Source organism: Streptomyces sp. DH-12, assembly GCF_002899455.1.
Lineage (GTDB): Bacteria > Actinomycetota > Actinomycetes > Streptomycetales > Streptomycetaceae > Streptomyces.
Map to the genome: position 1 here is coordinate 1,007,391 of NZ_PPFB01000001.1, position 14,237 is coordinate 1,021,627.

The 14,237-nt window shown below is 72.8% G+C and carries 7 protein-coding genes; 6 read left to right on the forward strand and 1 reads right to left on the reverse strand.

The features are described 5' to 3' along the window. Positions 1-15: 15 nt before the first annotated feature. From C1708_RS03505 to C1708_RS03530, 6 genes are all read left to right on the forward strand, one after another. Positions 16-855, forward strand: a complete 840-nt coding sequence (locus C1708_RS03505) for an ABC transporter permease (protein WP_106416134.1) — start codon at positions 16-18, stop codon at positions 853-855. A 3-nt stretch (positions 856-858) separates the two neighbouring features. Beyond that, positions 859-1,641, forward strand: coding sequence for an ABC transporter ATP-binding protein (locus C1708_RS03510; RefSeq protein ID WP_106411247.1), 783 nt, complete (start codon positions 859-861; stop codon positions 1,639-1,641). Beyond that, complete coding sequence (locus C1708_RS03515; RefSeq protein ID WP_198602387.1) at positions 1,638-2,675, forward strand: aliphatic sulfonate ABC transporter substrate-binding protein; 1,038 nt, start codon at positions 1,638-1,640, stop codon at positions 2,673-2,675. Before C1708_RS03510 ends, C1708_RS03515 begins: the two co-directional genes overlap by 4 nt. Further along, the gene (locus tag C1708_RS03520; RefSeq protein ID WP_106411248.1) at positions 2,672-5,056 is read left to right on the forward strand and encodes a DUF4838 domain-containing protein; all 2,385 of its coding nucleotides are present in this window, start codon (positions 2,672-2,674) and stop codon (positions 5,054-5,056) included. The genes C1708_RS03515 and C1708_RS03520 overlap by 4 nt, the downstream gene beginning before the upstream one ends. Before the next feature lie 20 nt (positions 5,057-5,076). Further along, entirely contained in the window at positions 5,077-7,434 is a 2,358-nt protein-coding gene (locus C1708_RS03525; protein ID WP_106411249.1) for an alpha-L-fucosidase, read from the forward strand. 421 nt (positions 7,435-7,855) lie between these two features. Then, positions 7,856-9,682, forward strand: a complete 1,827-nt coding sequence (locus C1708_RS03530; RefSeq protein WP_106411250.1) for a glycoside hydrolase family 3 protein — start codon at positions 7,856-7,858, stop codon at positions 9,680-9,682. A 529-nt stretch (positions 9,683-10,211) separates the two neighbouring features. Here C1708_RS03530 and C1708_RS03535 read toward each other — a convergent pair. Beyond that, on the reverse strand, positions 10,212-14,204 hold the full coding sequence (locus C1708_RS03535) for an endo-alpha-N-acetylgalactosaminidase family protein (RefSeq protein WP_502696049.1): 3,993 nt from the start codon (positions 14,202-14,204) through the stop codon (positions 10,212-10,214). Positions 14,205-14,237: the final 33 nt, after the last annotated feature.

Below are 14,237 nucleotides of genomic sequence, written 5' to 3' on the forward strand. Positions count from 1 at the left end.
GTCGGCGGACGGGCCGTGTCCGGCGGCGCCGGGGCCCCGGAGGGCACCGGCGCGGAGAAGACCCGGACCGGCGCGTCCCGGGGCGGACGGCCGCGGGGCGGCGGCGAGAGCCGTACGCGCCGGGTGCTGCTCGGCGTCGCCTCGGCACTCCTCGGACCGCTGGTCTGGGTCCTGCTCGCGCACAGCGGCATCGACGACTTCCCCGGGCCGCTCGAAGTGGCCCGCCGCGCCGTCGAGATGCTCGGTGAGGGCACCCTCCTCGAGGACGCGGGGGCGAGCCTGAAGCGCGTGCTCACCGGCTACGTCCTCGGGGTCGCCCTCGCGGTCCCCGTCGGCTTCCTCATGGGCTGGTACCCGGTCGTGCGCCGGCTGGTCGAGCCCTGGCTGCAGTTCTTCCGCATGGTGCCGCCGCTGGCGATCATCCCGCTGGCCATCGTCCTCATGGGCATCGGCGAGACCCCGAAGGTCTTCGTCATCTTCCTGGCCTCGTTCCTGTCCTGCGTCGTCTCCACCTTCCAGGGCGTCGTCGCCGTCGACGTGACCCTCGTCAACGCCGCCCGGGTGCTGGGCGCGCGGGACCCGCAGATCTTCCTCGGGGTCGTCGTGCCCGCCTCCACCCCGTTCATCCTGGTCGGCATGCGGATCGGCCTCGGCGCCTCCTGGGCGACCGTGGTCGCGGCCGAACTCATCGCCGCCCAGGGCGGACTGGGCTTCCGGATGCAGCAGGCGCAGCTCTACTTCGACCTGCCCACCATCTTCGTCCAGCTGATCGCCATCGGAACCATCGGACTCGTCATGGACCGGCTGCTGCTCCTCGCCGAGCGCCGGCTGACCCACTGGCAGGAGCGGAGGTAGCCCGTGCCCACCATCGCCTTCCGCGAGGTGACCCGCCGCTTCCCGGTGAAAGGCGGCGACTTCCTGGCCCTGGACCGGGTCGGCCTCGACATCGCCGACGGCGAGTTCGTCACCGTCGTCGGCCCCTCCGGCTGCGGCAAGAGCACCCTGCTGAACATCGCGGCGGGACTGCAGGAGGCCACCGCCGGCGAGGTCACCGTCGACGGCGTGCCCGTGCGCGGTCCCGCTCCCGAACGCGGGGTCATCTTCCAGCAGTACGCCCTCTTCCCCTGGATGACCGTGGCCGCCAACGTCGAGTACGGGCTCAAGGTCAGGGGCGTGGGCAGGGCGGAGCGCCGCCGCAGGGCGCGCGAGGTCATCGACCTCGTCGGGCTGACCGACTTCGCCGACGCCCTGCCCAAGACCCTCTCCGGGGGGATGAAGCAGCGCTGCGCCATCGCCCGCGCCTACGCCGTCGACCCGAAGATCCTGCTCATGGACGAGCCCTTCGGGGCGCTGGACTCCCTGACCCGGGTCCGCATGCAGGAGTCGCTGCTCGACACCTGGAGCCGGGACCGGCGCACCGTCATGTTCATCACCCACGACGTGGACGAGGCGGTCTACCTCGGCAACCGCGTCGTCGTCATGGCCGCCCGCCCGGGCCGCGTCCACCGGATCATCCCCGTCGGCCTGCCGTACCCGCGCACGGAGGAACAGCGGCTCTCCCCCGCGTTCGCCGAGCTGCGCGCCCGGGTGTGGAGCGCCGTCCACCACCAGCCGGCCCCCCACGAAGGGATCACGTCGTGACGAGACACCGGACACCGCGCGGAACGGGACACCGCGCCGCCACCGGTCTGTTCCTGGCCCTGGCCCTCGTCGCCACCGCCACGGGCTGCGGCGACTCCTCCTCGGGGGGCTCCGACGGCGGCGGGACCGTCTCCTTCGGCTACATCGCCGACTACAGCGGTTCCGCCGCCCTCGCCGTCGCCGAGGAGCGGGGGCTGTGGAAGAAGGCGGGCGTCGCACCCGAGCTCAAGGTCTTCACCAACGGCCCCCTCCAGGTGCAGGCCCTCGGCTCCGGCGACCTGGAGTTCGGCTACCTGGGCCCCGGCGCGCTGTGGCTGCCCGCGTCGGGGAAGGCGTCCGTCGTCTCCGTGAACATGCTGGGCCTGGCCGACCGGGTCATCGCCCGCCCGGACTCCGGCATCCGCGAACCGGCCGACCTCGAGGGCAGGAAGGTCGCCGTCGCGGAGGGCACCTCCGGCGAGATGATCCTCAACCTCGCCCTGCGCGAGGCCGGTCTGGAGCCGGACGACGTCACCAAGGTCGCCATGGACGCCTCCACGGTCGTCACGGCCTTCTCCTCCGGCCAGGTCGACGCCGCCGCCACCTGGTACCCGCTGATCGACACCATCGAGAAGAGGGTGCCGGACCTGGTGGAGGTCGCCGCGACCGAGGACTACTACCCGAAGCTGACCTTCCCCAACGTCTTCGTGAGCCGGCCCGAACTGGCCCGGGAGGACCCCGAACTGGTCGAGAAGGTCGTCGGCGTCCTCAAGGAGGCCGGCGACTGGATCGCGCGGAACCCCGAGGAGTCGGAGAAGGTCACCGCCGACTTCCTCGACCTGCCCGCCGAGCAGTTGGAGGGCGCGACCGAGCACGTCGAGATCCTCCCCTCCTCGGAACTGACCCGGCTCAGCGAGGACGGCACGGTCGGCGGCTGGCTCGACGGGCTGGCCGACATGTTCGTGGAGATGGGCAAGGTCCAGAAGCCCCGGAAGAGCACCGAGTACTACCTCAGCGACCTGTACGCATCGGCAGGAGAGGCGGACCGGACATGAACGCGACGGACAGGGACGGACAGGACCCGAACGGAGCGGAAGGGAACCGGGCGGAAGGGAACGGGCCGGTCGGGGAGCGACCGGGCGGAAGCGGGCCGGTCGGGAGCGGGCCGGGCACGAACGGGCCGGGCACGAGCGGGCCGGGCACGAGCGGCGCCAGACGCCGCGGCTTCCTCGCGGGAGCCGCCGGACTGGCCGCCGCGCTCGCCCTCCCCCAGGCCGCGGCCGCGCGGCCCGCCGCCGCGGCCGCCGCGCCGAGCGCGGGGTTCCCCCTGGTCCAGCGCGGCAGGGCGAGGGCCACCGTCCTGTGGCAGGGCGGGGGCGGCACGCGGTTCGCCGCCACCGAACTGCGCGACTACGTCCAGAAGATCACCGGCGTCCGGCTGCCGCTGCGCGCCGGCCGCCTCTCCCCCGACGGCGCCGCCCCCGAGGGCGTCACCGGCTTCGTGGCCCTGCGGGCGGGCACCGGCTGGACGGACACGCTCCCCGCCGACCGGCTCCTCGCCGCGGGCCGGGAACTGTCCGGCGCGCCCGAGGACTCCTTCGCCGTCCTCGGCGACGACCGGTACACCGTCCTGACCGGCCTCGGCGACCGCGCGCCGCTGTACGCCGTCTACGCCCTGCTCGAACGCCTCGGCGTGCGCTTCTTCGCCCCCGCCTTCCCCGCCTACGAGGGGCACCACGAGTACGTACCGCGCAGCGGGACGCTCGTCCTGGAGGCGCCGCACCTCGTCGACCGGCCCGCCTGGGGACTGCGCCGCCAGTACGCCGAAGAGGGCTACAGCCACAACGAGACCACCCTGCCCCCGCTGCTGGACTGGATGGCCAAGAACCGCCTCAACACCTTCGTCCACCCCACCGACTACCTGGGGATCGGCGTCACCACCTACGACCGGGTGCGTCCGGTCCTCGTCCGCGAGGCGGGCAAGCGCGGCATCCTGATCGAGTCCGGCGGCCACGGCTACGACAGCTTCCTGCCCAAGGCCGAGTACCCGCAGTACTACGAATCCGGCGGTCCGCTCTTCGACATCTACAAGCCCGAGGCGCTGGACGCCTACGTCGGCAAGGTCGTCGAGTTCCTGACCGCCCGCCCGGAGATCGGGATCTTCGACTGCTGGCCGCCGGACGTCTGGCAGTTCCAGAAGCCGGTCCTCGACCGCTACGGAAGCCCCTCCAACGCCGAGTCGGTGGTGGTCAACCGGCTGGCCGAGGTGCTGCGCGAAAAGCTGCCCGGGGTCCGGGTGGAACGCATCGCCTACGCCTCGACCCTGAAGCCGCCGGACCCGGAGTACGCCACCGACCCCGACGTCATCGTCGACTTCGCCCCGCACAGCCGCACCTACGGCGGGCCGCTGGACGCCCCCGACGTCGCCGCCAACGTCAGCCAGGCCGAGGCGCTGCGCGCGTGGCGGCCGCGGCACCGCGGCCCGCTCGCGATGTACGAGTACTACCGGCGCTACCGCTGGCGCAGCATGCCCGTCCATCCGCTCGCCGTCATCGCGGGCGACGTCTCCTTCGAGGCCGGCCTGGGGCTGGACGGCATGGGGATGTACTGCGAGCCGGGCGACTGGATCCCGTACGAGCACGTGCAGAACCTGGTCGCCGCACTGTCCTGGGACCCCGCCCTGGACGCCGGCGGCTACCTCGACGGCTATCTGCACGCGCGGTTCGGCCCGGCGGCCGCGCCCGCCATGAGCCGTTACTTCGACCTCACCCGCTTCGACCCCGACACCGTCGGGGCCGCCCGGCTGCACGACAGCTACAGGCAGGCCCGCGAGGCCCTGCGGGAGGCCGCCGGGCAGGCGTCCGGCGCGTCCGCGAGAACCGTGATCGACCGGCTCACCCGCAACGCCGACGTCGCCCTCGCCGACCTGAACGTCGGGCTCCAGCCGGCGGGCAGCGCCGGACAGCGGGCCGCCCGCCGGGAGTACCGCGCCCTCGTCCTGCGCAACCGCTTCAACGGCGTCTGCCTGCCGAACATCCAGGTCCAGCAGCGCTGGAGCGAGGGCGCCCTGCCGTACGGCGACGCGCGCATGCGGGCGGAGGTCGCCGACAACTACCGTGCCGCGGCAGCGGGGTTCGGCAATCCCGGCACCCTGGAACTGGAGCGGGGCGGCGGTCCGGCGACGCTCACGGTGGAGGCCCAGGACGTGGACTTCACGGGCCACACCGTGACCTGGACGGCGTCCGCCCCCGAAGGCGTCCGGCTGGAACCGCCGAACGGCACGCTCACCGTGCAGGGGACGCGGGGGGCCGCGCAGGACGTCGCCGTCACCGCGGCCGCCGCCGCGGCGGCGGGCGCGCACCGGATCACCCTGGCGTTCCGCCTGGCGGACGGCACAGCACTGACACCGGCGTCCGTGCAGGTCACCGTCGCCTGAACCCCGGAGGGGCAGAACCCATGAGGAACAGGATCCTGGCGGCGGCAGCCGCCCTCACGATGCTGCTCGGAGGTGCGGTCCTGACCGCACCCGCCCACGCGGAGGCGAGGGCGGCCGGCAACCAGGTCGTGCCCATCGCACCGACCGACACCAAGGAGGACCTGCTCAGAAAGGCCGCCCAGGTCACCCCGAGCGAACGCCAGCTCGCCTGGCAGCGCGAGGAACTGACCGGCTTCATCCACTTCGGGCCCAACACCTACACCGGCCGCGACCTCGGGCTCGGCACCGAGAGCCCGAACGTGCTCCAGCCCACCGGCCTCGACACCGACCAGTGGATCTCCTCCTTCAAGGACGCCGGCTTCAAGAAGGTCGTCCTCACCGCCAAGCACCACGACGGCATGCTGCTCTTCCCGTCGCAGTACTCGTCCTACGGCGTGGCCTCCAGCAGCTGGATGGACGGCAAGGGCGACATCGTCAAGTCCTTCACCGACTCCGCCCGCAAGTACGGCGTCAAGGTCGGCCTCTACCTGTCGCCCGCCGACCTCCACGAGGCCCAGCCCGGGGGGACCTTCGGCAACGGCAGTGAGAGGAGGACCAGCCGGATCCCGGCCAAGGGCGGCTCCGGCCCGTCGTTCACCTTCGAGGTCGACGACTACAACCGGTACTACATGAACACGCTCCATGAGCTGCTCACCCGGTACGGGACCGTCTCCGAGGTGTGGCTCGACGGCTACGACCCCACCCACGGCCGCCAGCCCTACAGCTTCAAGGACTGGTACCGCATGATCCGCACGCTCCAGCCGAGCGCGGTCGTCTTCGGCGGCCCCGACATCCGCTGGGTCGGCAACGAGGACGGCTACGCACGCGCCAGCGAGTGGAGCGTGATCCCCAGCGAGGGAGCGGCCGACCCCGACGACCGGCGGGTTCCGACGCACGGCGCGACCGCCACGGACATCGCAGGCGACAGCAAGCTCACCACCGAGTCCGAGCACCTGGCCTGGTTCCCCGCCGAGTGCGACGCCCGGCTGCAGCCCGCCTGGTTCTGGCACCCGGGCCAGCCGCCCAAGTCCCTGGCCGCCCTGGAGAGCATGTACTTCGGCTCCGTCGGACGCAACTGCCAGCTCCTGCTGAACGTGGGCCCCGACCAGAGCGGACGCTTCGGCACGGCCGAGGCGGACCGGCTGCGCGAGTTCGGTGAGCGGATCCGCTCCGTCTTCGCCGAGGACCTGACCGACGGCGCCACCGCCGCCGACGACGCCGGCACCTCCCACACCCCCGGCAACACCCCCGCCCTCGTCCTCGACGACAACGACTCCACCGCCTGGCAGCCCACCGGCACCACCGGCTCCCTGGTGGTCGACCTGGGCGGCAGGAAGCGGTTCAACACCGTCGCCCTCCAGGAGAACATCCAGGTCGGCCAGCGCGTCTCATCGTTCGCGGTCGACACCTGGGACGGCAGCGCCTGGAAGCAGGCGGCCTCCGCGACCACCATCGGCTACAAGCGGCTCCTGCGCCTGGGCGCCGTGGTGGAGACGTCCAAGGTGCGGCTGCGCATCCTGGGCTCGCGCGCCCTGCCGCCCGCCATCTCCACCGTCGGCCTCCACCACGACGGCGCGGACGACAACCTGGCCCTCGGCACCCCGGCCACCCAGTCGTCCTCCACCCAGCCCGGCGGCGCGGCCACGAACGCCGTCGACGGCGACACCGGAGGGGACTTCTTCAAGGGCTCGGTCTCCCACACCGGTTCGGACCGCAACGCCTGGTGGCGGACGGACCTCGGCGCCTCCGTCCCGATCGGCCGCGTCGCCCTGTGGAACCGCACCGACTGCTGCGCCGCCCGGCTCTCCGACTACTGGGTGTTCGTCTCCGACACCCCCTTCGACACCTCGCTGCCCCCGGAGCAGCAGGCCGCGAGGCCCGGCGTCCGGTCCCGCCACCAGACCACCACCGCCGGCACCTCGACCACCCTGACGGTCGGCACCAGCGGCCGGTACGTCATGGTGCAGCTCGCCGGCACCGGGGTGCTGTCGCTCGCCGAGTTCCAGGCCTTCGCCCCGGCGCACGACTTCTCCGTCACCGCCGAGCAGCCGATGACCTCGGTCACCCCCGGCGCCTCGGTCACCTCCGCCGTCGGCACCACGGTCACCAAGGGCAGCCCCCAGACCGTACGGCTGTCGGCGACGGGCCTGCCGGAGGGCGCCACGGCGACCTTCGAACCCGACCGGATCCAGTCGGGCGCCGGCTCCAGGCTGACGCTGCGCACCTCGCCCTCGACCCCGCTGGGCGACTACACCGTCAAGGTCGTGGCCACCGGCGCCGAGGCGACGCACAGCGCGCAGATCACCCTCAGCGTCACCGGCGGGTCCGCCTCCCGCTGACCGGCGGGCGGTGACCGGCGGGCGGCGGTCCGTGGGACCGCGCACCGGCTGTCGTGGGCAGTGAGGCGCGGTCCCGCGGACCGACCGCGGGACGAGCGGACCGGCGTGCTCCTCACGGGGGTATGCGCCTCCGAGGCGAGAGCCTCGGAGGCGCACGGGGCACACCAGCAGGCACCGGCGCCCGCCAGGAGGGCGGGGGACGTGGCAGCGGGGGATCCTCCGCCTGCCACGTCCCCCGCCGTCACGCGGCGCGGTCGTCGAGGGGACGGGCAGGCGGGCGGGCGACTTCCACTTCGTCTGGACCAATTATGTCTAGACCTCTTGTCCCGCTCCTCTTCCACGGGCTACGTTGCCCGCTGTTCGGAGCCCTTCGTGTTTCCCTCAACTCCCGCGCCCACAAGGCCGGAAGGAGCATGTCCGCATGCAGGACCGGAGTCTGTCCAGGCGTTCCGTCCTCGCCTCCGCGACCGTGGTCGCCGCGGGCGCGACGGGCCTCGCGGGCGTGGCAGCCGCCCCCGCCGCCGCACACGGGCGTGACGAGCGCCTGAAGAAGATCATCGCCAGGATGAGCGTCGAGGCCAAGGTCGGCCAGTTGTTCGTGCCCTACTTCTACGGCGCGTCGGCGACCTCTCCCAGCCAGGCCGACCAGGAACGCAATCTGCGGGAGCTCGGCGTCCGTACCGTGGCCGAGCTCATCGCCAAGTACCACCTCGGCGGGGTCATCTACTTCTCGGGCTGGACGAACAACATCCACGACCCGCGTCAGGTGGCCGAGCTGTCGAACGGTGTGCAGCGGGCCTCGCTCGCCCTGCCCACCCCCGTTCCCTCCCTGATCTCGATCGACCAGGAGCACGGGGCCAACGTCCGCGTCGGCAGCGGAGCCACCCAGCTGCCGGGCGCGATGGCGCTCGGCGCGGGCCGCTCGCCCTCCGACGCGCGTACCGCCGGACGGATCTCGGGCATCGAACTCGCCGCCCTGGGCATCCACCAGAACTTCGCCCCGGTCGCCGACGTCAACGTCAATCCGGCCAATCCCGTCATCAACATCCGCTCCTTCGGCGCCGACGCCCGTGAGGTCGGCCGCATGGTGGCGGCCCAGGTGACCGGTTACCAGGGAGCCGGCGTCGTGGCCTGCGCCAAGCACTTCCCGGGCCACGGGGACACGGGGCAGGACAGCCACACCGAGCTGCCCGTGATCACCCACACGCGCGAGGAGTGGGAGCGCGTGGACGCCCCGCCCTTCCGGGCCGCCATCGCCGCCGGCGTCGACTCGATCATGACCGCGCACCTCCAGGTCCCCGCACTCGACCCGAGCAACGAACCGGCCACCCTGTCGCCCACGATCCTGCAGGGCGTGCTGCGCGGCGAGCTCGGGTTCGACGGTGTGATCGTCACCGACGCCCTCAACATGGCCGGTGTGCGCACCAAGTACGGCGACGACCGCGTGCCCGTCCTCGCCCTCAAGGCCGGGGCCGACCAGTTGCTGTTCCCGCCGGACATCGACGTCGCCTACCACGGCGTCCTGGCCGCCGTCCGCGACGGGGAGATCACCGAGGAACGGCTCGACGAGTCCGTCCTGCGCATCCTCCGGGTCAAGGACAAGGCCGGTCTCCTCAGCGGCAGCCCCCTCACCTCCCCGCGGGAGGTCGACCGGACCGTCGGCGCCCGCCGGCACCGCCTCGCCGCCGACCGGATCGCCGAGCGCACCACCACCCTGCTGGTCAACGAGAACCGCACGCTCCCGCTCCGCCGCCGGCAGCGGAAGCTGCTCGTGGTCGGCGCCGACCCGGCCTTCCCCACCGACGGCACCCGGAGCACGGTGCCGGAACTGGCCAAGGCCTTCGACGCGCTGGGCTACAGCACCGCCCACCTCGCCACCGGCCGCTCGCCCGACGCGGCCACGATCGACGCGGCCGTGGCCGCCGCACGAGGGCGGGACGCGGTGATCGTCACCACCGACGACGTCGGCGCCGCCAGCACCCAGCGCACCCTGGTGTCCCGGCTGCTCGGGACAGGCGTGCCCGTCGTCCATCTCGCCGTGCGCAACCCCTACGACATCGCCCACCTCGACGGCGTCCCCGCCTCCCTCGCCTCCTACTGCTGGACCGAGGTCGAACTGCGCGCCGCCGCACGGGTGATCGCCGGCCGGGTCGGACCCCGCGGCGTGCTTCCCGTGCCCGTCCAACGCGCCGACGACCCGGCCCGGGTCCTCTTCCCGTCCGGACACGGTCTGTCGTACGACCGCTGACGTTCCCGCAGCCCGCCGCCGGCCGTGTCCCTCGCGCCGGCGGGCGAGCCGAGCGCGAGGGACGGGAGCGGGCACGACCGGACGCGGGTCCGGCGCTGGTTGCGCCGCTGGAGCAGGTGGTGACGTCGCAGACCCGGGCCACGGATCCGCTGTGGATGTTCGACGGGGTGCGCCGCCTGGCCGATGCCCAGATCACCCGGTACGCGCGGTGAGGGCGGAAGGAGGGGGACGAGAACATCCGCGTCGGGCCCGCTCCCCTGTGGTGGGCGTTCGCGCCCGAATCGACGGCGGAAGCCGTGGACCGGGCACGTTCCGGCGGGATCCGTCCCCCCAGCACGGCGGAGTACCCGGGCGCGCTGTGGGCCTGCCGCGCCCTGAGGATCGGCGTCGGAGGGGACGACGGCCGCTGGGACGAGCTGCGTCGTCCGGCCCTCGTCAGACCCCAGCGCATGAGGGGCTGAGCGGCGTGTGCGGTGGCCGGCGTCCGTGGGGCGGGACGCCGGCCACCGCTCTCCCGGAGGGTGCTCGCTCAGGGACGGCCGGCGGGCCGTTCTCCCGGCGGGTGGCCCGTCGGGGGGTTCAGTGCCGTGCCGTACACCCGCATCTCCGCGGCGGCCGCGAACGGCTGCCCGTTGAGCGCGTTCAGCGCCGTGAACCTCACGTGGGAGGCGCGGACGCGGCCGAAGGTGATCCGCTGCGTCTGCGGGACGTCCTTCAGGGCGCCCTTCGCCACGGTGGTCCAGTGCGTGCCGTCGTCCGACACGGCGACCTCGTAGCCGGCGACACGACCGTTCGGGCCGCCGCTCTGCCGGTTCAGGTAGCCAAAGCCGTCCACGTCGGCCGGACCGCCGAGTCCCAGCGTCACCCAGTGCGGGTACGGCGCGGCGGAGCCGGTGTAGTCGGTGTGCCAGATGGTGGCCGGGTCGCCGTCGAGCACGTTGGACACCGGCCCCTCGCCCGGCCCCGAGGAGCGGTTCTCCGAGTCCGCGGTGGCGGTCATCGAGCCCGGCGGGAGGAGGGGTTCGGTGGTCACGGTGGCGCGGGCGTCCGCGGTCACCGCCTTGGTCGCGCCCTCATGGGCGTACGTGGCGCTCACCTGCCACGCCGGGGTGGCGCCGGCCGCGTCCGCCGGAGGGGTCAGCAGCCAGGCGGTGCGGGCGCTGTCACCCGGCTTCACGGTCCCGAGGAGGTTGCCGTCCTTCTCGGCGACCTCCGCCTTCCAGCCCTCGGGCAGTCCGTGCAGGCGTACGCCGACATCGACGGCGTCGGTCGTCTCGTTGTTGGTGAAGGTCGTGACGAACGTGCCGGGCGCACCCGGGCTCAGTTCGGTGCCGGGCGGGACGGTGACGCTCGCGCAGGCGGCGCCCGCCGGGTCCGCGCCCAGGTCGGTCACGGTGAAGTCGTCGAGGACCAGGTCCGAGCCGGCGGCGCTGCCGAGCTTGCGCAGTCCGACCCAGGTGTCCCCGCACCCCGCGACGAACTCGTGGGAGTGGGTCCGGGTGTCCAGGGCGGGTTCCAGGACCTCGCGGCGGATCTCCCGGGGGACGGCTTTCCCGTCCCCGACGCGGTCGGCGCCGGTCACCCAGGCCCACTGGCCGGCGATGTTGGTCTGGTACGTGAACGAGACGGCGTAGCGGTGTCCCTCCTCGAACGGCACCGTGGCGGGCACCGTGCGGTGGACCAGTCCGGTGTTCTCCGCGTGGGACTTCAGCGAGTGCCGCCCGGCGAGCACGTCGTCGACGGCCTTGCCCTTCAGGGTGCCGGAGTCGTACGGGGAGTACGTGTTCTTCCACTCCTTCTGGCTGTAGGGCTCGTGCAGGTCGCTGATGCTGGTGCGCGGATCGGTGACGCCGCCGGCGTCGCCCTTGACGAACGGGCCCCAGCCCGGCTGGTTGCCCTCGAAGTCGTCGTGCGCGACGACGGTGCCCTTCTCGGCGCGCGGGAGCGGCGAGGTGGTGTCCGCCATGACGCGCACGTCGTCCAGGACCACCGGCGCCTCGCCCGCGGCGGCGCCCAGTTCGACGGTGACGCTGCCGCCCGGTGGCGCGGTGAAGGCGACGGCGGCCCGCTGCGCGTAGGTGTCGCGCTTCTCGTCGGCCGCGATCGTGTTCCGGGCCGGGGTGACGTCGAAGGTCCTCGCCGCCCCGGTGCGGGCGCCGCGCACGCGGAGGGTGGTGTCCCGGCGTTCGCCGGGGCCGATCTCGACGTCGGCGGCGAGCGTGTACCGCCGGCCCGGAGTGAGGCCGGGGACCCGCTGGGAGATGCCGGAGGCGGCGGGGCCGAGGCGCACGACGTTGTCGCCGTTGCCGGCGCGGGTCAGCGAGACGTCGCCCTGCGGGTTCCAGCCGCGGAGGTCGCCGCCGTTGAAGCCGGGGTCGGCCAGTTCGGTGAACTCGCCGTAGCGCGGGTCGCCGTGGGGCGCCTTGCCGCCCTTCGGCACCAGGACGTAGGGCCGGTTCCTCTCGCCGGTCAGCGTGACCTTCCCGTACTCGGCCCTGACCCCGGCGGTCCTCACCCGGCCCTGGTCGGTGAGCTCGTAGAGGGTGAAGTCCCGGTTCTTCGCGAACTGCCGGGTCAGCTCGAAGGTGTGCGTGCCGCCGGATCCGCTGAAGAAGTACATCTTGTCGGCGTCGCTCGGCGAGGAGGTGCGGCCGCTGCCGCGGGGCTCGCCCCAGGGCAGCAGGTAGGTGTCCCCCTTCAGCACGGTCACGTCGCCCATGGAGATCCGCCGTTCGCCGTCCTCGATCTCGACGCCCACCCCGCCGGTCAGGGTCGCGGACCGCCCGGGGTCCCAGTCCGTCAGCCGGTAGTGCTGGAGGAACTTGGCCGGCAGGTTGTCGGTCCAGATGTTGCGGTAGAAGGCGTTCCAGTCGTCCTCACCGGTCCAGCCCTCGAACTCGACGATGCTGGCGCCGCCGAGCAGCGGGTCGACGTTCCACACGTCGCGGTCGGAGTGGGCGATGAAGCGGACGATGTCGGAGTTGATGCCCTTGTTGGTGACGCCGCCGTAGTTCTTGTCGGCGGCCCAGTGGGACCACAGCGAGGTGCCCTCGAACTTGTACGACCACTCGGTGGCGATCTCGAAGCCCATCTCGCGCAGTCCGGCGGCCAGTCCGTCGGCCAGCCAGCCGCTGGAGTAGTGGACGTCGATGTAGACCGTCCTGATTCCCGGCGCCTCCTTGCGGAGTTGTTCGAACCGGTCGAGCACGGCGCCGGTGCCGAGGTCCTTGCGCTGGTCGATGTGGTAGGCCTGGTTGAGCCAGTCCCACCCGTCGGGCCGGCCCTCGACCAGTTCCTGGCTGAAGCTCTTCGCCTGCGGGTACGCCTCGGTGGCGTTGACGTGGACGGCGAAATCGGCGTTGTAGCGGGCGCCGGATCCGGTGAGCCGGTTGAGGTCCTTCAGTCCGCCCGCGCGGACGTTCTCGTTGCCGCCGTAGTCGGGGTGGGCTGAGTCGTGGCCCTCGGAGGCGTAGCCCTTCTCCAGCACCCACTGCCCGAGGTTGTCGGTGGCCATGGAGACGCGCTTGGTGTGGTCGAGCGTCTTGAGGAACGGATTGGTGGCCTGGCTCGCGAAGTTGAAGGGGATCCGCTGCACCACGCGCTCGGGCACCCGGTCCGCACCGAGCGGACGCCGCATGTGCGCGCGGTGGGCGATGGCCCCGTCCTGCCAGTCCACCGTGCCGTCGCTGTTGGCGTCGGCGGCGAGGACCACGGTCACCCGGGGCAGTTCGTAGGTGGCGACGCGGGGGTCGGTGGCTCCCTGGGGCGCGTGGGTGTGGACGCCTGCGGAGAGTTCGGCGCGGCGGCGTCCGTCCCCGGTGTCGACGATCCGCGAGATCAGTCGGGTGTTCCAGTTGGTGTTGTCGTTCTGCGGCGAGTCCTCGGTCGCGTTGGTGACGATGCCCGCGGACAGCTGTGCGTTGCCCACGAACGCGTAGGGCGTGCCGACGGGTCCTTCGTCCGTGGCCGTGTCACCGGTGAGGCGGATGAAGCGGTCGGCGGTCGTCGTCGAGTCCGCGGAGATCTTGGTGCGGGCCAGGTTGGCCCCCGGTTCGGAGGAGTCGACGGAGACGAGGGAGTGTCCGGGTATCTCGAGGGTGCGCACCGTCCGGGCGGTCTCGCCGGAGATCTTCTCCACGGCGAAGACGACGGTGGCGTCCCCGGTCACCGTGAGGGTGGACACGAGGGTGAGGCCGGGCAGGTCCGCGAAGGTGGAGGTGTAGGTGGCTCTGCTGCCTCCGGCCTTCATGGTGGTGGTAGCGCGGTGCGCGGTGCCGTTGACGGTGAAGCTGTCCAGGGCGGTCGCCCGGCCGCCGAGGGTGCGCGTGCCCAGTCGGTAGGAGATGACCTGGGGGAACTCCTCGGCCACGGTGACGGTCAGGTCGCCCCGGCTCAGCCGCACCGGTGTCGCCGCGGAGCCGGTCACCGCATCGGCCGCGGAGGACACGGAGGGCGCGGCGCCGGCGGGCACGACGGTGCCCGCCGACGCCGCCAGGCCGAGGACCAGTGCCGCGGCGGCCACGCGGGGGCGCAGAACACGTCTGCGTCGGGATGG